The sequence below is a fragment of the Actinoallomurus purpureus genome (assembly GCF_024055795.1).
Taxonomy (GTDB): domain Bacteria; phylum Actinomycetota; class Actinomycetes; order Streptosporangiales; family Streptosporangiaceae; genus Actinoallomurus; species Actinoallomurus purpureus.
The window spans coordinates 526,876-545,782 of record NZ_JAMXMY010000001.1 but is presented as its reverse complement, the minus strand read 5'-3'; the positions used below and the strand labels follow the sequence as shown (position 1 = coordinate 545,782).

The 18,907-nt window shown below is 72.3% G+C and carries 14 protein-coding genes; 7 read left to right on the top strand and 7 right to left on the bottom strand.

The window, feature by feature from the left end; genetic code table 11:
* The first annotated feature begins 16 nt into the window (after positions 1 to 16).
* From NE236_RS02455 to NE236_RS02435, 5 genes are read left to right on the top strand one after another with little or no spacing between them, the layout of a single operon-like run.
* Positions 17 to 2,746, top strand: a complete 2,730-nt coding sequence (locus NE236_RS02455; RefSeq protein ID WP_252840109.1) for an alpha-L-rhamnosidase — start codon at positions 17 to 19, stop codon at positions 2,744 to 2,746.
* The gene (locus tag NE236_RS02450; protein ID WP_252840108.1) at positions 2,743 to 4,029 is read left to right on the top strand and encodes an ABC transporter substrate-binding protein; all 1,287 of its coding nucleotides are present in this window, start codon (positions 2,743 to 2,745) and stop codon (positions 4,027 to 4,029) included. Before NE236_RS02455 ends, NE236_RS02450 begins: the two co-directional genes overlap by 4 nt.
* Before the next feature lie 4 nt (positions 4,030 to 4,033).
* On the top strand, positions 4,034 to 4,975 hold the full coding sequence (locus NE236_RS02445) for a carbohydrate ABC transporter permease (protein ID WP_252840107.1): 942 nt from the start codon (positions 4,034 to 4,036) through the stop codon (positions 4,973 to 4,975).
* The gene (locus NE236_RS02440; RefSeq protein ID WP_252840106.1) at positions 4,972 to 5,802 is read left to right on the top strand and encodes a carbohydrate ABC transporter permease; all 831 of its coding nucleotides are present in this window, start codon (positions 4,972 to 4,974) and stop codon (positions 5,800 to 5,802) included. The genes NE236_RS02445 and NE236_RS02440 overlap by 4 nt, the downstream gene beginning before the upstream one ends.
* The gene (locus NE236_RS02435; protein WP_252840105.1) at positions 5,799 to 9,728 is read left to right on the top strand and encodes a glycosyl hydrolase; all 3,930 of its coding nucleotides are present in this window, start codon (positions 5,799 to 5,801) and stop codon (positions 9,726 to 9,728) included. The genes NE236_RS02440 and NE236_RS02435 overlap by 4 nt, the downstream gene beginning before the upstream one ends.
* 236 nt (positions 9,729 to 9,964) lie before the next feature.
* Here NE236_RS02435 and NE236_RS02430 read toward each other — a convergent pair whose 3' ends face one another.
* Positions 9,965 to 10,195: a COG4705 family protein gene (locus tag NE236_RS02430; protein ID WP_252840104.1), complete on the bottom strand. Its 231-nt coding sequence runs from the start codon at positions 10,193 to 10,195 to the stop codon at positions 9,965 to 9,967.
* Positions 10,196 to 10,313: 118 nt separating this feature from the next.
* Positions 10,314 to 10,652 (bottom strand): hypothetical protein, encoded by a 339-nt coding sequence (locus tag NE236_RS02425; RefSeq protein ID WP_252840103.1) that lies wholly within the window; start codon positions 10,650 to 10,652, stop codon positions 10,314 to 10,316.
* A 73-nt stretch (positions 10,653 to 10,725) separates the two neighbouring features.
* On the opposite strand from NE236_RS02425, the gene NE236_RS02420 reads away from it, so the two are divergent.
* The gene (locus NE236_RS02420) at positions 10,726 to 11,421 is read left to right on the top strand and encodes a response regulator transcription factor (RefSeq protein ID WP_252840102.1); all 696 of its coding nucleotides are present in this window, start codon (positions 10,726 to 10,728) and stop codon (positions 11,419 to 11,421) included.
* 3 nt (positions 11,422 to 11,424) lie between these two features.
* Here the strand turns inward: NE236_RS02420 and NE236_RS02415 are convergent, their stop codons facing one another.
* The 4 genes from NE236_RS02415 to NE236_RS02400 are packed head-to-tail and all read right to left on the bottom strand — an operon-like array spanning position 11,425 to position 16,149.
* Complete coding sequence (locus NE236_RS02415; RefSeq protein WP_252840101.1) at positions 11,425 to 14,082, bottom strand: ABC transporter permease; 2,658 nt, start codon at positions 14,080 to 14,082, stop codon at positions 11,425 to 11,427.
* Positions 14,082 to 14,825 (bottom strand): ABC transporter ATP-binding protein, encoded by a 744-nt coding sequence (locus tag NE236_RS02410; protein ID WP_252840100.1) that lies wholly within the window; start codon positions 14,823 to 14,825, stop codon positions 14,082 to 14,084. The genes NE236_RS02415 and NE236_RS02410 overlap by 1 nt, the downstream gene beginning before the upstream one ends.
* Positions 14,825 to 15,529 carry an ABC transporter ATP-binding protein gene (locus NE236_RS02405; protein ID WP_252840099.1) on the bottom strand — a complete coding sequence of 235 codons (705 nt, stop codon included), beginning with the start codon at positions 15,527 to 15,529 and terminating at the stop codon, positions 14,825 to 14,827. Before NE236_RS02405 ends, NE236_RS02410 begins: the two co-directional genes overlap by 1 nt.
* A complete protein-coding gene (locus tag NE236_RS02400; protein ID WP_252840098.1) occupies positions 15,526 to 16,149 on the bottom strand; it encodes a hypothetical protein in 624 nt (207 codons plus the stop codon). The genes NE236_RS02405 and NE236_RS02400 overlap by 4 nt, the downstream gene beginning before the upstream one ends.
* A 183-nt stretch (positions 16,150 to 16,332) precedes the next feature.
* Here NE236_RS02400 and NE236_RS02395 point away from each other — a divergent pair, with 183 nt between their 5' ends.
* A complete protein-coding gene (locus NE236_RS02395; protein WP_252840097.1) occupies positions 16,333 to 17,619 on the top strand; it encodes a HAMP domain-containing sensor histidine kinase in 1,287 nt (428 codons plus the stop codon).
* A 47-nt stretch (positions 17,620 to 17,666) separates the two neighbouring features.
* On the opposite strand, the gene NE236_RS02390 is transcribed toward NE236_RS02395, so the two are convergent.
* A complete protein-coding gene (locus NE236_RS02390; protein WP_252840096.1) occupies positions 17,667 to 18,509 on the bottom strand; it encodes a COG4705 family protein in 843 nt (280 codons plus the stop codon).
* Positions 18,510 to 18,907 lie beyond the last annotated feature (398 nt).

Below are 18,907 nucleotides of genomic sequence, written 5' to 3'. Positions count from 1 at the left end.
AGCGCCGGAGGAACGCGTGAGCGGCGGCGGGGTCCGGCCGTACGCGCTGCGCTGCGACCATCGGACGACGCCGCTCGGGATCGGTGAGCCCGCTCCGCTGCTGTCCTGGCGCCTGGCCGCCGAGCCCGGTGCGCCGCGCGGCGCCGCCTGCGTCGCCCACCGTGTCGAGGTCCGGTCGGCTCCGGAAGGGCCGCCGGTGTGGGACACCGGGCGGGTCGCCGATCCGGACGGGATCGGCGTGGTCTACGCGGGCCCGGCACTGGCGCCGCGGACCCGGTACCACTGGCGCGTCACGGTATGGGAGACCGAGGGGGCGTCGAGGAACGCCGAGTCGTGGTTCGAGACCGGGCTGGGCCCGGACGACTGGACGGCGTCCTGGATCGCGCCGGACTGGACGGCCGTCGAGGTCGTCGACCCGCCGGTGGAGGGCGAGCGCGCCCTCGACTCCCACGGGCTGCGGCCGTGCCCACTGCTGCGGCGCGCGTTCACGGCACCGGCGGCCCCGGTGCGCGCCCGGCTGTACGTCAGCGCCCGCGGCCTGTACGAGGCGCGGATCAACGGGGAGCGTGTCGGCGACGCGGAACTGGCCCCCGGCTGGACCGACTACCGCCACCGCGTGCAGTACCAGACCTACGACGTCACCGGCCTGATCACGCCGGGTGAGAACGTCCTGGCGGCCACGATCGCCGACGGCTGGTGGAGCGGCTACGTGGGCTTCGACCCGCGCCGGCCGGGCTGCCACTACGGGGGCTTCCCCCAGCTGATCGCACAGCTCCACCTCGACCACGCGGACGAGTCCCGGCAGGTCGTCGCCACCGACGAGAGCTGGCGGACGGCCGACGGGCCCATCCGGTACGCCGACCTGCTCATGGGCGAATGCCACGACCTGCGGCACGCGATCCCCGGCTGGGATTGCCCGGAGTTCGACGACGACGCGTGGCGGTCCGCCCGCGTGGCCGACGACGACACCGCGCGGCTCGTCCCCTCGGTCGACGAGCCCGTCCGCGCGCTGGGTGAGCTCGGCCCGGTCGCGGTGACCCGCGTCGGCCCGGACGCGCACATCGTCGACTTCGGGCAGAACTTCGCCGGTCGTCTCCGGCTGACCGCGCGCGGACTGCGCGACGGGCAGCGGGTGGTGCTCCGCCACGCCGAGACCCTCGACGACGGCGGTGGCCTCTACACCGCGAACCTGCGCACCGCCGCCGCGACCGACGTCCTGATCGGCGGCGATCGCGGAGGCGGCGACGCGGTCGTGTTCGAGCCGCGCTTCACCTACCACGGCTTCAGGTACGCCGAGGTGACCGGCCTCGCGGACCTCGACGCCGGTGACGTCACCGGCGTCGTGCTGCACAGCGACACTCCATGGGCGGGCACGTTCGACTGCTCGGACCCGGGCATCCGGCGGTTGCACCACAACATCACCTGGGGGCAGCGCTCGAACTTCGTGAGCGTGCCCACCGACTGCCCGCAGCGCGACGAGCGTCTCGGCTGGCTCGCCGACGCGCAGGTGTTCCTGCCCACCGCCTGCCTGGGCGCCGACGTCGCGGCCTTCTTCGCCAAGTGGACGCAGGACGTACGGGACGCCCAGGGCCCCGACGGCGGCTTCTCCAACGTGGCACCGCTCCTCGCGGGCGTCGCGGACGAGGGCGCGCCGGGCTGGGCGGACGCCGGGGTGCTGATCCCCTGGCACCTGTACCGCGTCTACGGCGACGAACGGTTCCTGGCCCGGTCGCTGGACTCGATGTACGCGTGGGTCGACCTCGTCCACCGCCACAATCCCGACCTGGTCTGGCGGCACAGGGTGGGCCCGCACTTCGCGGACTGGCTCGCGATCGGCCGGCCGACGCCCCGCGAGGTGGTCGCCACCGCCTACTTCGCCCACAGCGCCGAGCTGACCGCGCGTGCGGCGGGCGTGCTGGGAGACGAGAGGGCCGGCCGGTACGCCGCGCTGGCGCGCGACATCCGCGCGACGTTCACGGACCGGTTCGCCACCCCGGACGGCCGGATCGAGGGCGACACACAGACCGCCTACGCGCTGGCGCTCCACTTCGAACTGCTCCCCGACGGCCCGGCCGCGGGCGCGGCCGACCGGCTGGCGGAGCTCGTCGAGGAGGCCGGTCCGGGCCTCACGACGGGTTTCCTCGGCGTCGGGTTGATCGCACCGGTCCTCGACCGCTGGGGCCGGGCCGATCTCGCGCACGCGCTGCTGCGCCGCACGGAACCGCCGTCCTGGCTGTATCCGCTGCGCCACGGCGCCACCACCATCTGGGAGCGCTGGGACGGCTACACCGACGAGCGCGGCTTCCAGGCGCCGGCGATGAACTCGTTCAACCACTACGCGCTCGGGTCGGTCGGCGAGTGGCTGTACCGCGGGCTGGCCGGCCTCGACCAGGCGCCGGGCTCCGTCGCCTACCGTGAGCCGCTCATCCGTCCCCGGCCGTTCCGGCGTCCCGGCGAGTCCCACTGGGCGGAGGCGTCGCATGAGTCGGCGCGCGGCCGGATCGCGGTCCGCTGGGAGCAGGACGACGACGGGCTCCGGCTGGCGGTGAGCGTCCCACCGGGCGCGACGGCGACGGTGCACATCCCCGTCGCCTCGGGATCCGCGGTGCGGGAGAACGGACTTCCGGTCGGCGAGAGCCCCGGAATCGAGATCGTCGGTACCGAGCCGGCCGTCACCGGCGGGAGCGCGCTCGTGTGCCGCGTGGGATCGGGGGACTACCGATTCTCAGCAAGGAGGACAGGGTGACATCACGATTCGAGCCGGACCGCAGAGGCTTCCTGCGTGCGGCGGGAGGCCTCGCGGCCGTGGCGGCGATGCCCGCGGCACTGGTCGCGTGCGGCGGGTCGTCCGGCGCGGGCGGCGGTGGTTCCAAGACGCTGCGTCTCGTCGGCGTCTCGGACCAGCAGAAGGCGCTGGACGAGCTGACGAAGCTCTACACGCAGGCGAAGTTCACCACGTCGTACGCGCCGACCGACCAGGTGGAGACGTCGCTGCGCACCCAGCTCGGCGCCGGTAACGCGCCGGACGTGCACGTCGTCTACCCGGGCAACGGCAGCGCCATGTCGATGGCGCAGATCGCTCAGGCGGGCCTGCTCGCCGACCTGAGCTCCCAGTCGTGGACGCAGCTGATCCCGGCCAACTTCAAGTCCGCGTTCCAGGTTCAGGGCAAGACCCTCATCTACTCGGCCGGGTCCAGCGTCATCGGCGCGATCTACAACAAGAAGGTCTTCCAGAAGGCGGGCGTGCAGCCGCCGAAGACCTGGACCGAGCTGCTCGACGTGTGCGCAAAGCTGAAGAAGGCGGGCGTCGTGCCGATCGCGCTCGGCGCGCAGACGGCCTGGATCACCCAGCTCATCACGTACGCGCTGGTGCCCTCCACGGTGTACGCGAAGAACCCGCAGTTCGACAGCCAGATGCAGGCGGGGTCCGCGAGCTTCGCCCAGTCGGGCTGGCGCGACGCCTTCACGATGTACCTCGACCTGCAGAAGCGCGGCTTCTTCAACGACAATCCCAACGGAACGACGTTCGAGCAGCAGACCTCGATGGTCGCGACCGGCAAGGCCGCGATGGCCGTGCAGGTGTCGGCCGTGCTGCCGGACTTCCGCAAGGCCGCCTCCAGCCCCGACGACCTGGGGATGTTCCCGTTCCCGGGCGCGGACAGCGCGGACGGCGTGTGGATCCCCGCGGGCGTCGTCGTCGGGCTCGGCGTGAGCGCCCGCAGCCGCAACGCCGACGCCGCCAAGGCGTTCATCGAGTTCCTCGGCAAGCAGGAGAACATCAACCGCTGGGCCGCGGCCGTCGCCTGCATCCCCCTCCACCGCGACGCGTCCTCCACGATCGACCCGGTGCTGGAGCCCTTCCTGCCCTTCATCGAGGGGAACAAGGCGGTGCCCTTCATGGATCAGGCGTGGCCCAACGCCGAGGTCCAGCCGACCCACTTCGCCGTCGTCCAGGAACTCCTGGCCGGCAAGACCACGATCGACAAGGGCCTGGCGAAGATGGACCAGGTCTACCGGAAGAAGTCCTGAGGCCATGACGGTGACCACCCGCCGAACGGCCCGTCCGGCGACCACGCCCTCACCTCCCGTGAAGGGTCGCCGGACGGGCTTCCTCACCCCGCCCTGGTGGTTCGTCGCGCCCGCGCTGCTCGTCTACGCCGCGGTGGTGCTCTACCCGAGCCTGTCGGGCGTGATGTACGCCTTCACCGACTGGAGCGGCATCGGCGGCAAGTCGTTCAACGGCCTGGCGAACTTCCGTGCCCTCTTCCACGACGAGCGGGCCGTCGGAGCGCTGAAGAACACGTTGCTGCTCACCGTCGCGATCGTGGTCGTGCAGAACGGCATCGGGCTGCTGCTCGCGCTCGGCGTGCACGCCCGCATCAGGTCCCGCACGGTCCTGCGGGTGATCTTCTTCGCGCCCGCGGTGGTCAGCCCGGTGATGGTCGCCTTCCTCTGGAAGTACGTCTACAACCCGGACCCGCACGCGGGCCTGAACGGCCTCCTCGGCGCGATCGGGCTCGGCGGCCTGCGGCAGGACTGGCTGGGCGACCCCTCGCTGGCCGTGTGGTCGGTCGCCGGAATGGTCGTGTGGCAGTACGCCGGCTACTCCATGGTCATCTTCCTGGCCGGGCTGGAGGGCGTCCCGGCCGACCTGCACGAGGCCGCGATGATCGACGGCGCCGGTCGCTTCCAGCGGTTCCGGTACATCACCTGGCCGCTGCTGGCTCCGGCGCTGACGATCAACGTGATGCTGTCCACCATCGGCGGCCTCAAGCTGTTCGACCAGGTGTACGCCGCGACGGGCGGCGGTCCCGGCTACGCCAGCGAGACGCTGTCGACCGTGCTGTACAAGCAGGCGTTCGTCTACGGGAAGTTCGGTTACAGCACCGCGATCGCGCTCGTGCTCGCACTGTTCGTCGCGGCCGTATCGCTGCTGCAGATCGCGTACCTGCGCGGCAGGGAGGTCCAGGCATGACTCACCTGCGGTACGGCGTACGTACGTTCCTGCTCGAGTTGGTGATGGTCGCGGCCGGGATCGCGTTCCTGTTCCCGGTCTACGCGCTGATCACGCTGTCGCTAAAGAGCGGTCGGCAGATCGCGAGCGCGCCGCTGTCGCCGCCCACCTCACCCACGATGGCGAACTTCTCCCGGGCGTGGTCGGCGGCGGGCCTCGGCTCGGCCCTGCTGAACAGCACGATGATCACGGTGGCGAGCCTCGTCTGCCTGATCGCGCTGGGGGCGTTCGCGGCGTACTTCCTGGCCCGCTGCGCCTCCCGGCTCGGGTTCGGGCTGTACGTGCTGTTCCTGCTCGGCATCGTGCTGCCGTTCCAGCTCGGCATGATCCCGCTGTTCAAACTGGTCGACCAGCTCGGGCTGCTGGGGACGTACCAGGGGATGATCGTCTTCTACACCGGCATCCAGCTGCCGTTCACGATCTTCCTGTACACGGGCTTCATCCGGGCGCTCCCCCGCGACTACGCGAACGCGGCACTGATCGACGGTGCGACGCACCTGCAGGCGTTCACCCGTGTGGTGTTCCCCCTGCTGCGGCCGATCACCGGCACCGTGCTGATCCTCAACGCGGTGTTCATCTGGAACGACTTCTTCACCCCGCTGCTGTACCTCGGCGGGTCGGCGCGGGAGACGGTGCCGGTGCGCGTGTTCTCCTTCGTCGGGCAGTACGTCTCCGACTACGGCCTGGTCTTCGCCGGCCTCGTCCTTGCCGCGCTGCCGATCCTCGTGGTGTTCCTCCTGCTGCAGCGCTACGTCATCCGCGGGTTCGCCAGCGGGCTCAAGGGATGACCGTGCTCCCACCCCGGCTGGCGGAGGTCCTGGACCGTCCGCCGGCCGGGTTCTCCCCGGCGGCGATCTGGTGGTGGAGCGGCGAGCCGCTCGACCGCGCCCGGCTGCGCTGGCAGCTGGAACGGTTCGTCGCCGGCGGCGTACGGAACCTGATCATTCTGAACCTCGCACCGTCGGGGCCGATGTTCGGCTCCGACGCCGACGAGCCGGCGTTCTTCTCCGAGGCGTGGTGGGAGCTGCTCGACGGCGTCTGCGCCGACGCCGAGGAGCTGGGCGCCTTCCTGTGGTTCTACGACCAGCTCGGTTTCTCCGGCGCCGACATCCAGGCCCGCCTCGTCCAGGAGACGCCGTCGTACGCCGGGCAGTGGCTGGATCGGCGGGACGGCGGCGTCACGGTCACCACCCGGGGCTTCGACTACCTCTCGGCCGACGCGTGCGCCGCCCTCATCGACCGCGTGCACGGGGAGTTCGAACGACGCCTGCCCCACCGGCTCGGCACCGTCATCGTCGGCTCCTTCCAGGACGAACTGCCCGCCCTGCCCACCTGGTCCCCGGCGTTCGCCGGGGAGTTCGAGCGGCGGCGCGGCTACGACCCGGCCCCGTACCTGCCGGCGCTGTGGGCGGGCGAGACGGGCGCCGATGGTTCGCGGTTCCGCCGCGACTACCACCGCACCCGCGCGGAGCTGGCCGAAGAGGCGTTCTTCCGGCCGCTCTCCGAATGGCACGAGCGACACGGTCTCCTGCACGGCTGTGACCAGCAGGATCCCGCCCGCGCCGGCGACCCGGTGGAGGGTGTCCGCCTCTACGCCGACTACGCGCGCACGCACCGCTGGTTCGGCGCGCCCGGCTCGGACCACCACGGCGACGCGCGGATCCACTCGTCGCTGGCGCACCTGTACGGGCGGCCGCGCACCTGGATCGAGGCGTTCCACTCCAGCGGCTGGGGCGGCACGCTGGAGGAGACCTTCGACTGGCTGCTGCCCTGGCTGCGTTCCGGCGCGACCCTGTACAACCCCCACGCGGTCTACTACACGACCAAGGGCGGCTGGTGGGAATGGGCGCCGCCGTCCACCGACTGGCGCCAGCCGTACTGGCGGCACCACAGGGTCTTCGCCGACGCGGTCACCCGCCTGTGCGCGGCGCTCTCCCTCGGCCACCACCTCTGCGACGTGGCGGTGCTGCTGCCGACCGCGACCGCGCAGGCGGGCGCCCGGCTGGACGGGATGGACGACGACGCCGCCCGAGCCGACCGCGTCTACCGGGAGCTGGTCGGCGACATGGCCTGGTTCCACACCGTTCCCGGCGCTCTCGACCGGCTGCGGCTCGACGCCGACGTGATCGACGACGACTCGGTCCGGCGCGCCACCGTCTCCGGGGGCCGGTTGCGGGTCGCCGACGAGGCCTACGCGGCGATCGTCCTGCCGGCCTGCACGGTGCTGGAGGGCGAGACCGCCCGCCGACTCGAGGAGTTCGCCGCCGGAGGCGGACGGCTGGTCGCCGTCGGCGCGCTCCCCGAACGCGGGGTGGGAGACGCGGACGCCGACCGCGCGGTCGCCCGCCTGCGGGCGCGGCTGGAGGACCTGCCGGGCTCAGGAGTGGTCGGCTCGGCCGGCGACCTCGGCTCGGTGCTCGGCGATCCGGGGCCGGTGGACGCCCCGGTGCCGGCGCTGGTCCGGGAGGTCGAGGGCGCCACCGTCGTGTTCCTGACCGCCGCCTTCCCGCGCGCGAGCGACGTGTCGGTCGGCCGGCCGGACGAGCGGGGAATCGAGCTGGGCTGGCTCGACGTCTCCTGCGACTTCGACCCGGACCGGTACCACCGCGAGATGCGCGTGCGGGTGCGCGGCGCGCGCGGCCCCGCCCTGCTGGTCGACCCCTTCGGCGGCCCGCCGCGGCGGCTCGCCGCCGAGACGCGCGGCGACGTGACCGAGGTCGTGGTGCCCTTCGACCGCGGGCCCGCCGTCCTGCTCGTCTTCCCCGCCGGTCACGCCGGCGCCGACGAACCGGACGACGCGGACAGCATGGGTGAGGCGGGTCGCCCGGGCGATGCAAACCACGCGGGCGGCGACGACGGCCCGGGGGCGGCGGTCCCGGACCCGGCGGTCGCCGGCCGGCCCACGGCGTGGCTCGACCTGGGGACCACCTGGGAGATGGAGCTCATCCCGACCCTCGACGACACCTGGGGCGACTTCGCCCGCCCCGCCGGCGACCTGGCCCCCGTCCAGCGATGGGAGCTCCGCCACCGGCTCGAACAGGACGGGGAGGACGGCCGGCGCGAGGAATGGGCCACGGCGTCCGGCGAGGAGCCCGGATGGGCGGCCGCGCACGCGACCTTCGGGCCGCACGGCGTCTGGACCACAAGCGCCGGTGCCGGTGATGACGCCGCCCCCGGACCGCCCTGGCGCCCGGCGGTCTACTCGGCGACCCGGGGGATCCGTAAGGACCCCGTGCACCGGGAGACCCTGGGTCCCAAGGGACACGTCCCGGAGGAGTTCCTCGACTTCGGCGAGGTCCGCGGCGGACGGACCGTTTGCCTCCGTGCGGATCTGGTGGTGCGCGAGCCCGTCGAGGCGACGCTCGCCGTGGGCGCGGCGGCGGCCAAGTCGGTCCGGGTGGACGGCGTGGAACTCCCCATCGAGGACCACGGATACCTCGCCACGGCACCGATAAGCCTCAGCCCCGGGACCCACCCGCTCGACCTGCGCCTCACGCCGACGGAGGATCTCCGGCTACGGGCCTACGTCACGTTCGCGGAGTCCACCGAGATGTGCCGGCGGCCGGAGTGGATCGCCGCCGCCGGGCCGTCGCATCCGGACACGAGCGTCGCGCTCGCCGCGACCGTCACGCTGGACGCCCTCCCCGCGCGAGCGGTCCTGCAGGTGGCGGCGGTCCGGCCCTGCGCCGTCCGGGTGAACGGCGTCCAGGTCGGGCGTCAGGGCGGCTTCGATCCCTATGCCGAACACGACGCCCCGCGCGTGCGCCGCTACGAGATCGCCGACGCCCTGCACCTCGGCGACAACGAGATCTCGCTGGAACCGGCCGAACGCGGAGAACCGGCCGCCGTGCTCGCCGATACCGACTTCGGCGTCGCGACCGGACCGTCGTGGCGCGCCGTACGAGACGGCGTGCCGGTCCCGACCGTCGCCTGCCGGCGCCAGCACGGCGACCCGGCCGCACTGCATCTGTGGCGGCGGCCCCATCCTCTCCCCGGAGCCGCCTGGCTGGAGAACACCGACGCGAACGCCCGCCGGGATCGGATCCCGGCGGTGGTGCCGGCGGTGCCGGGCCGAGGGGCATCACCGGTGGAATGGTTCCGGTTCGCCATCCCGCCCGGCGCCGTCCGCATCGAGGCCGACGTGCACGGCGCGGCCACGGTCTTCGTGGACGGAGTGGAACGCGCCACCACGCGGCCCGACCCGCGCGGCGCTCCCGTCCGGGTCACCGTCGGCCTCTCCCCTGACGGACGGTCCGGCGTACGGGCGGGCGCCCTGCGGATCCGCACGGAGCCCGGCTTCGAGGGCGGGGCGGCCCTCGGCGGGCCGATCCGGTTCACGGCCGGCACCGGCCGCGTCGGACTCGGCGACTGGGAGGACAACGGGCTCGCCGAGTACTCCGGCGGCGTCCGGTACCGATGCCGATTCGTCCCTCCCCCGGAGGCCGGCCACGGGCGCACACGCGCCGTGCTCGACCTGGGCCGCGTGCGAGGAACCGCCGAGGTGACCCTGAACGGCCGCGCCGGCGGCGTACGCGTGTGCTCCCCGTACGTCTTCGACGTCACCGAGAGCCTGCGCGACGGTGAGAACACGATCGAGATCGACGTCTTCGGCACGCTCGCGCCGTACGTCGACGCGGCCGGCCCCACCCACTTCGTCTTCCCGGGCCAGCGGCGCTCGGGAATGTTCGGCCCGGTCGGCGTTCGCTGGTCCTGAGGCCGGACGCCGGGGCGCGGTTCCGCCGTCAGCGGCCTGTCACCGCGGCAGACGGCTCACCCCGCTCGGACGGCGCGTTTTGGGCGCCCGGGAACGTAACCATTCCCGAGCAGCCTAACGACCAGTACCGATCGGACCCGTTTGCCGGGGCGCAGAGCTTGGCGGCTCGCAACGGTCTGAACACACCGTAAAGACCCGCCACGGCGGTCCACCTTCACGCTCAGTACAGCGAGCGTTCAGTGTGCGCGGTGATAGGCGCGTTCGGTCTGGTCCTTGTGGGTCACGGTGAGGTAGCTGACGACGACGAGGATGGCGCCCAGGAACAGCACGCTGGTGCCGAGGGTGCCCAGACCCAGACCGCCGTCGCTGTGTGAGGACCCGAGATAGTCGCCAATGTTGGCGCCGAGCGGCCGGGTGAGGACGTAGGCGAGCCAGAACGACAGCACTGCGGCCGGACGGTTCGTCATTTCCCTGCCCCGCGGTTGATCACCCTGATCCCGGTTAGGGCTCTCCGCTGATCCTCGGGTGCGGCCGGACCCGAACGTGTCCCCAGCCGCCAAGTGGCGAGGGGTGATCGGGGTGGGATCACGGTGGTGGCGTCCCGTTTGGCACCCTGGTGGTTCCCAAGCTCGACCGGGCAGAGTCGCGGCGGCCGCTGTCGTGACCTGCGCGATGACCGGTCTGCTGGTCGCACCACTGGGTGTGGATCGCGCCGGCGCTCGTGCTCGCCGCCGACCGGATGGCCGGGCCGCCGCGGCGCGTGTTGGTCTGGGCGCCGGAGGTGCGGGTCTCGAGGCTCTCTTCGGAGCGTGGATCTTCGCGGTGCCCGGCCTTCCAGCATTGCCGCTCCGCACCGTTCCGTTCGGGAGACACCGGCCAGATGAACACCAGGCTGGCGCTGCCGAACAGGAGGTTGACCAGCATCGTTTCCACTCATCTTAGAAGATTTCTACTATTACGATAGTAGATGGCCCCAGGGATTTTCTAGAATGAGCGAGTGGCGCGTCTGCTCATCGTCGAGGACGACGAGACGATCGGGAGTCACCTGGAGTCCCGGCTTCGCCTGCACGATCACGAGGTGGTCTGGCGGCGTTCGGGGCGCGGGGCGATCCGTGAGGCGACGCTGATGCCGTTCGACCTCGTGCTGCTGGACCTGGGCCTGCCGGATCTGGACGGGATCGAGGTGTGCGGCCGGATCCGAGCCGTCCAGGCAGGATGCGTGCTGGTCATCGTGACCGCGCGCGATGCGGAGATGGACGTCGTGGTGGGGCTGGAGGCGGGCGCGGACGACTATGTGACCAAGCCGTTCGGGTTCGCGGAGCTGCTCGCCCGGATACGGGCGCACTTGCGGCGCGGTGCGCCGTCGGCCGCGCGGCCGTCGCGGTTCGCGATCGGCGATCTCGTGGTGGACACGGCGGCTCGCCGGTGCTTCGCCGCGGATCGCGAGGTGACCTTGCGGGCCAAGGAGTTCGACCTGCTGGCCAGGCTCGCGGGTGAGCCCGGGGTGGCCGTCAGCCGGGAGGACCTGATGGCCGACGTGTGGGACGAGAACTGGTTCGGATCGACCAAGACCCTGGACGTGCACGTTGCGGCGCTGCGCCGCAAGCTGGCGGAGGCGGCCGACGAGACTGTCGTCATCCCGCGCATCGTCACCCTGCGCGGCCACGGCTACCGGCTCGATACCCCCGGTTGACCCTCATAGCTCCCGCAGGACCTGCACGGCGGGACGGCGCGCCAGTCGTACGGCTACGGCGGCCACCGCGGCCAGCGCCGCGACGGTGATCGACCCGAGGGCCGTGAGATAGGGCCAGGGCACCGTCGGTGCCGACGGCGGCGGATCGAAGACGCCGGTCAGGACCTTGACCAGCATCTGCGACAGCAGCGCGCCGATCACCGTGCCGGCGACCAGCCCGCCGACCGCCAGGGTCGCGGCCTCCCCGGACACGAAGCCGCGCAGCTGCCGCTGGTTCGCACCGAGCGCGATCGCGATCGCGAACGTGCGGCGTCTTTCGGCCAGGCCGAGCGCGAGCACCAGCCCTCCGGAGGCCGCAGCGAGCAGCAGCGCGAACGTAAGCTCGACGCGCGTCAGCCCGGCCAGGTCGACGGCGGTCAGGCTCGAGCCGACCACCCGGCGGGTGGTGGCCAGATCCGTCACCGTGGCGGTGGGGCCGAGCAGGGCGCGGACCCGGTGGGCGACCGAGGCGATGTGGCGCCCGCCCGTGTCGACCAGGAACGCGCCGATCGTGGCGCTGCCGGTCTTCTGCGTCACGTACGAGGCGTTGGCGACCAGGAAGCTGTCCTTCGGCGCGGTCGGGAACTCCTTGACGATGCCGACGTAGTGGAACGGCACGGTGGTGAACCGCTTGGTCCGGCCGTCCTGCAAACGGAGGTTGAGCAGGTCGCCGGGGCGTAGCTGAAAGTCCTTCACCGTCTCGGCCGACACCAGGATCGAGTCCGGCTCGGCCGCCAGGGTGCGGGTCAGCTGCTTCGCGGTGCCGCCGGTGAAGTAGGCGTCCTGCAGGGCGGTGGCGCGTCTGATGGTGCCGGGCCGTACGCCGTACAGGTCCTGCAGGTCCGAGCCGACGTAGGCGAAGCGGTGCTGCAGCGGCTCGACGCTCTCGACCCCGGCCACGGCGGCCAGTCTCCGGGCCTGGTCGGGGCCGACGGACGCGCCGGGCGATTCGGTCACGGTGACGTCGGCGCCGTTGGTCAGCTGGGCGTCGACCTCGGCCTGCCGACGATAGGTGGAGTTGAAGGTCGCGGTGGAGGCGGCGAAGGCCACGGCCAGGGCGAGCAGCACGATGGATCGGGCCAGCAGCCGGCGCTGGCGCGCCATACTCCCGGCGACCGTGCCCGACAGCCCACGGGCCAGCGGACGCAACCCGGCACCGACGAGCCGCCGTCCCCGGCCGAGCAGCAGGTCGTACAGCCGCCAGACGAGCAGCCCGGTGCCGAGCCACAGCAGTGCGGGTCCGGCGAACGCCCAGTACGACACCGAGATGGTGGGCTGCCCTTCCGGTGCCAGGACGAGCTGGTAGCCGTTGCGGCCGGTCACGGCGAACACCGCCCCGGCGGCGGCCAGCAGCACGAAGTCCAGTCCGTAGCGACTCCAGCCGGGTGCCCGGGTACGGCCGACGGTGAGGCGTCCGGCGCTCACGGTCATCGCCCGAGCGTCCCGATGCGCGGGCACCAGGATGGTGAGCGCGGCGATCACGAGACCGGCCACGGCGGCACCCGCGGTCCAGGCGACGGCGGTCACGGTCGTGGCGCCGAACCGCGCCGAGCCGAACGCCAGCCTGCCGACCAGGGCCGCGCCGGCGAGACCCACGACGCTGCCGGCGACCCCCACGACGGCGGCCTCGACGGCTGCCAGCCGCGTCACCTGGCGAACGGAGGCGCCGCGGGAGCGCAGCAGCGCCTGTTCGCGACGCCGCCGGGTCGCCCCGGCGCCCGCGATCGCGGCGGTCAGCAGCCCGGCCAGGACCGCCCCGGGCAGGCCGAGGAACAGGAACAGGATCTGCGCGTACGCCGCGTCCTGGCGCGCGGAGTCCAGCGCCGCCCCCAGGTTGTTCCCCACGACGGCACCGCCCGCGGTCCGGGCCTCGAGATTCCGGGCGGCCGCCGTGATGGCCGTGTAGGCCGCAGCCGGGTCCGACGGCAGCGCGTGGGAGCGGCTGACGTGGATCTGCGTGGTGACCAGGTCCGGGCGGGTCCTGGCCTGCGGGTCGAACACCTGGTGCCACAGGGCCTGGGGCAGCAGGAGCACGTTGTCCGGCGGCGCCGACGGCTGGGAGCCCGGGGGAGCGCCGACCTTCTGGAACAGCGAGTCGGCCTGTGGCAGGTCCACCACTCCGTCGACGCGCACGCGTGCCGAAGCCATGCCCGCGCGGCCGACGCTGATCGTGTCGCCGGGTCCGGCGTGCAGGTTGGCGGCGGTCTGCTGGGCCAGCAGCACGCCGGTTCCGGATCCGGTGAGCGTGCGGAGCTCGCCGGGGAAGGCCCGGGCATAGTCGTCAGGCAGGCCCAGCACGACTCCGGATCCGGTGGTCTGGGTCGTCGGCCCGGTGTAGGTGAAGCCGCTGGTCTGCGCGAAGCCGACCGGGAGGGCCTGCCGGGTCGCCGGGTCGGCCCGTACGGCGCCGAGGACCGAGCCCGCATCGGTGCCGCCGGTCACCTGCACCTGCCAGTCGGCCGCGACGCCGGAGGCGGCCCGCGCGGTCATGGTCGCCTTCGAAGCGGCGAGGAACGCGCCGAGGCAGGCGAGCAGCGCCACCGCGACCGCGACCCCTGCCGCCGCGGCGGCCATCCGGGCGGTGCGCCTGCGGACCAGGCCGTGGAGCCAGATCCAGATCATCATGGCCTCCTGTCGTCGCCGGGGCCGGCGCCGCGCGTGGTGAGGCCGCCGTCGCGCATGGTCCACCGGTGGGGCAGCCGGGCGGCGATCTGGGCGTCGTGCGTGGCGACGATCAGCGCGGCCTCGAGTTCCTCGGCTGCCTCCAGCAGCACGGAGATGACGTGGCCGCCGGTCTCGTGGTCGAGCTGGCCGGTGGGCTCGTCGGCCAGGATGAGCCTCGGACGGCCTGCGATCACGCGCGCGGCGGCGGCGCGCTGGGCCTGTCCGCCGGACAGCTCTTCGGGGAGCTTCGGCCCCAGGTCGGCGATCCCGACCCGGTCCAGGGCCGCCGTCGCGCTTACGGTGGCGGCCTCGGCGGGCACGCCGGCGAACAGCAGCGGCAGGGCGACGTTCTCGGTGACGTCCAGCGTGGGGATAAGGCTGGGCCCCTGGAAGATCACGCCGATCGGGCCGGGTCTGCCGTTCGGGCCGGCGCCGAGGCCCGGCCAGGCGATCGTCCCGCCGGTCGGGGCTTCCAGGCCCGCGATCAGGTGCAACAGGGTGGACTTGCCTGATCCAGACGGCCCCATCAGCGCCACGCGCGCCCCGGACGGCACCGTGCAGGACACGTCGTGCACGGCGACGACGGCCGTCGGACCGGTACCGAAGGTGCGCGCCACGTTCACGCACCGCACCAGTGCGCCGTCGGCGGGCCCGGCCGGCGCGCCGTCCGCCCGCGTGGTGGCGCCGTCGCGCAGGCTCATCAGACCATCTGCCCGTCACGGAGCCGGATGACGCGGTCGGCGGCGGCGGCTACGGCCGGACTGTGACCGGCCACCAGCACCGCCACCCCGGAGCGCGCGCGCTCGGCCAGGAGATCGAGGATCTGCCGTTCGGTGGCCGAGTCGAGCTCGCCGGTCGGTTCGTCGGCCAGCACCACGGCGGGGTCGCCTGCCAGGGCGACCGCCAGGCCGGCGCGCGTCGCCTCACCGCCGGACAACCGGCTCGGGTACGCCTCGCCGCGTGCCGAGAGCCCCACCAGCTCCAGCAGCACGTCGGCGTCGTCGCGCCGACCGCGGGCGGCGAGCCGCTGGGCCAGCCGGATGTTCTGCCGGACGGTCAGGTGTTCCAGGAGGTTCCCGGATTGGAACACCAGTCCGATCATGCGGGCGCGCAGCCGGGTCCGTACGGTCTCGGGCTGATGGCTGATGCGCCGCCCGCCGACCATGACGGTGCCGCCGTCGGGCTCGTCCAGCCCGGCCAGGCACGCCAGCAGAGTCGACTTGCCCGACCCGGAGGGGCCTACGACCGCCACCAGCTCCCCCGCGCGCAGCGACAAGGACACGCCGCGCAGCGCCAGCGTCTCCTCCTCCCCGGCGCGGAAGAAGCGGTAGAGCGTACGGGCCGACAGCGCGACGTCCTCGTCCAGGTCCTCGCCGGTCGTGGAAACGCCGGCGCCTGGGCTCATCGCTGCCACCGCAGGGAGTCGGTGACGAGCCGCCACGGGTCGACGTTGTCGGCGCCCACCGGGCCCGACAGGGTGAGGATCGCCTCGTTGCCGGCCTTCCAGAACTCATAGCGTTCGACCTCGTCCTGGATGGTCTTGCCGGTCACCGGGTTGGCAGGAGACTGGGCCCGGTAGGTGATCCGCACGGCGGGGCCCGCCTTCCGCTGCACCACGGTGACATCGCCCTGCCTGAACCCAGGGGTGGAGGACCGGATCTGCGTCAGTTCCGTCGCCCGCGCCGAGGCCACGGTCGGTGCGCTGGCCGCCGGGCGCGCCTCGACACGGACGATGTTCAACTTGTCGGTGAACACCGTCGCGGACCCGCTCTGGCTCCGCGCCCAGCCTTCGGGGACCTTGACGGTGAACAGACCGCCCGCCGCGGTGAACGGCACGAAGACCTGGCTGTCGGGGATGTCGCCGGGAGGGTTGGACTCCTTCGGCGTGGGCGGCGGCGGGGGCGCGCCGGCGGCGGTCTGGCCCGACGCGGCGACCGACCGGCCGTTTCCGCCGCCGCACGCGGCCAGCGCGGCCATGAGCACGATCGCGCTCCCGGCGTGGATCACGCTTCGACGAGTTCTCATGAGCGGCCCCCGATCTCCGGAGAAATCCCTCCAACTCACCTGACGCTAGGAACCCGCCGGTTAGCCGACCCGGCCCCAATGGCTAGACGACGGCAAAATAGGTGGTCGGAACCGTCCGATCGGCGACCGTGACGGCAGACTGGCAGCAGGCCCGCAATCGGCAGTCGCTCGAGGGGGACGGGCATGCGCAGACGCATCGTGACCTTGGCGGTGCTGGCCGCCGTCCTGGCGATCAGCCTGTTCGGCGTGCCGTTCGCCATCGGTACGGCGCGCTCCTACACGGCCGATGAGCGAGCCGAACTGTCCCGGTTGGCCACCGGCACCACCGTCGCGGTCGCACCCGCGCAGCTGACCGGAGGCGACCCCATCGAACTGCCCCGGACCGAACCCGACATGACACTCGGCGTCTACGACGCCGCCGGGCGCAGGATCACCGGTCGCGGACCGGTCCACGCCGACGGAGCGGTCCGTGATGCGCTGCGCGGCAGCGCGGCCAACGAATCCACGGGGCCCGACATCGTCGTCGCCGTGCCGATCTCGGACAACGAACGCGTGACCGGCGCGATCCGCGCGGCCACCGGGAAGGAGGTCGTCCACCGGCGCATCGCGCGGACCTGGCTCGTCATGCTGGGGGTCGCGCTGCTGGCGATCGGGCTCACCGCGATCCTCGCCCGGCGTCAGGCCCGGCGCCTGGCCCGGCCGCTGGAGGAGATGTCGGCCAACGCCCAGCGGCTCAGCGACGGCGACCTGAGCGTACGAACCGGGCCCAGCGGAATCCCCGAGATCGACTCGCTCGCCGCCAGCCTCAACGCCACCGCCGAACGCCTCGGCACCCTGCTCGCCCGCGAACGCGCCTTCACCGCCGATGCCTCCCACCAGCTGCGCACCCCGCTGACCGGCCTGCGGCTCACCCTGGAGGCCATGAGGGACACCCCGGCGGCGGCCTCCGAGAAGGAGATCACGACGGCCATCGCCGCGACCAACCGCCTCCAGACGATCATCGACGACCTGCTCACCCTGGCGCGCGACGTCCCCGACCGCAGCGGGACCCTCGATGCCAAGGTCCTCATCGATGAGATTCGTCAGAACTGGCACGCCGGCCTGGCCGCCCGCGGCCGCCCGCTGCGCCTGACCATCGAACCGGACCTGCCCCCGGCCCACGCCTCCAGCGCGGCCGTCCGCCAGATCCTCGACGTCCTGATCGACAACGCCGCACGACACGGCGCGGGCCCGGTCGCGGTCAGCGTCCGCGACGCCGGGGACGCCCTCGCCGTCGACGTCGCCGACGAGGGCCCCGGCATCACGCAGTCACCGGACGAGCTCTTCCGCCGCCGCGCGGCCGGCGCCTCCGGACACGGCATCGGCCTGGCCATGGCCCGCAGCCTCGCCGAGGCCGAAGGCGGTCGCCTGCTCCTGACCCGGCCCGCACCCGTGACCTTCACCCTCCTGCTCCCCACGGCCCGGGACTGAGCGGGGTACGGCCGGGAGTGAGTCTTCGCCTGCCTGCGGCCGGCGGCTCAGGAGATGCGCGTGGCCGGCTGACGATTGTTCCGGATGTGGGCCCAGCCCATCAGGGCGAACAGGACCGCGAGGAGAACAGCGGACGAGCCGGCGGTGCCGACGTCGAGGCCGCCTTTCGCGGTCGGCTTGGTGAGGAGGTCGCCGGCCGTGGCGCCGAATGGGCGGGTCAGGACGAAGGCGAGCCAGAACAGCAGCACGTTCGGCACGGCGGGCACGTATCTGAGCGCGAGGAGTGCGGCGAGCAGTCCGGTGATGAGCAGGACGCCGCCGCTGTATCCGAGACCTGAGCTGTCGGACAGAAAGTCGCCCATCGAGGTGCCCAGCGTGTTGGAGACGAGGATCGCCGACCAGAACAACGTTTCGCCGCGGAAAGTGTCGATATCGCGGATCGCGAAGGTCAGCCCGGTGAACTTCCAGACGACGAAGATGGCGATCAGGATCGAGATCAAGATCGCGGCTCCGGCCGGGTAACCCAGGCCGAGACCTTGCGGTCCCCAGCCGAGCGATTTCGCCCCTTCGGGGAGGTATTTGGCGCTCGCTTCGCGGTTCATGAAGTCCGACGTGGTGGTGCCGACCGTGCTCGTGGACATGATCACCGTCCAGTAGAAGAACGGGTTGTACCGCTTTGAAGCAAGCTGGATCACCAGCGTGACAAGGAAGATCAGGAACAGTGCGATCGTCGTGAGGAAGTAGCCCAGCTTCAGCGTCTGGGCGAACAGGTCGCCCGCCGTCTCGCCGAGCGTTGTCGCAGCGATCTTCATTATCCAGAAAGCCAGAGTGACCTCTGGCAACTTCTTCATCACGTATCTGCCGGCGCCGGCGATGTCGGCGTCGGTCAAGGCTTCCGGCCTCGTCATCTCTCCCCCGGAGTTGGTGACAGGTTCGGCGCACGTGTACGGCTTGGCCGACAACGGCTGTCGGCCGATGACTGTGTGGTTGATTTGGGCCGGATCAGGCCCCCATGACCGGCCCGGCACGCAGGAAACGGCGAACGCTTCTCCCGATTCGAACTACCGGGTCAGCGGTCGCACCGACGCGGAGGCACTCGTGCCCTTCCGCATCGCCCACCTAACTCTCAGATAAGCTACTACATGGATAGTAATAACGCTCGGTAGACGACCCGATGTTCTGCCACCGGAGCGGCACCGGCGCGAATCGCAGCAGGACGATCCACATCGCTGCCCTTGTGTCCGCCTGCCGGTTCGCTGCCTCGGCCCACCCTCCGTAGGCTTCGGCG

Bases quoted from the DNA above. Each gene is read 5' to 3' on its own strand.
- NE236_RS02445 (WP_252840107.1), top strand. From the start codon at position 4,034: ATGACGGTGACCACCCGCCGAACGGCCCGTCCGGCGACCACGCCCTCA.
- NE236_RS02440 (WP_252840106.1), top strand. From the start codon at position 4,972: ATGACTCACCTGCGGTACGGCGTACGTACGTTCCTGCTCGAGTTGGTG.
- NE236_RS02435 (WP_252840105.1), top strand. From the start codon at position 5,799: ATGACCGTGCTCCCACCCCGGCTGGCGGAGGTCCTGGACCGTCCGCCG.
- NE236_RS02430 (WP_252840104.1), bottom strand. From the start codon at position 10,195: ATGACGAACCGTCCGGCCGCAGTGCTGTCGTTCTGGCTCGCCTACGTC.
- NE236_RS02425 (WP_252840103.1), bottom strand. From the start codon at position 10,652: ATGCTGGTCAACCTCCTGTTCGGCAGCGCCAGCCTGGTGTTCATCTGG.
- NE236_RS02415 (WP_252840101.1), bottom strand. From the start codon at position 14,082: ATGATCTGGATCTGGCTCCACGGCCTGGTCCGCAGGCGCACCGCCCGG.
- NE236_RS02410 (WP_252840100.1), bottom strand. From the start codon at position 14,825: ATGAGCCTGCGCGACGGCGCCACCACGCGGGCGGACGGCGCGCCGGCC.
- NE236_RS02405 (WP_252840099.1), bottom strand. From the start codon at position 15,529: ATGAGCCCAGGCGCCGGCGTTTCCACGACCGGCGAGGACCTGGACGAG.
- NE236_RS02400 (WP_252840098.1), bottom strand. From the start codon at position 16,149: ATGAGAACTCGTCGAAGCGTGATCCACGCCGGGAGCGCGATCGTGCTC.
- NE236_RS02395 (WP_252840097.1), top strand. From the start codon at position 16,333: ATGCGCAGACGCATCGTGACCTTGGCGGTGCTGGCCGCCGTCCTGGCG.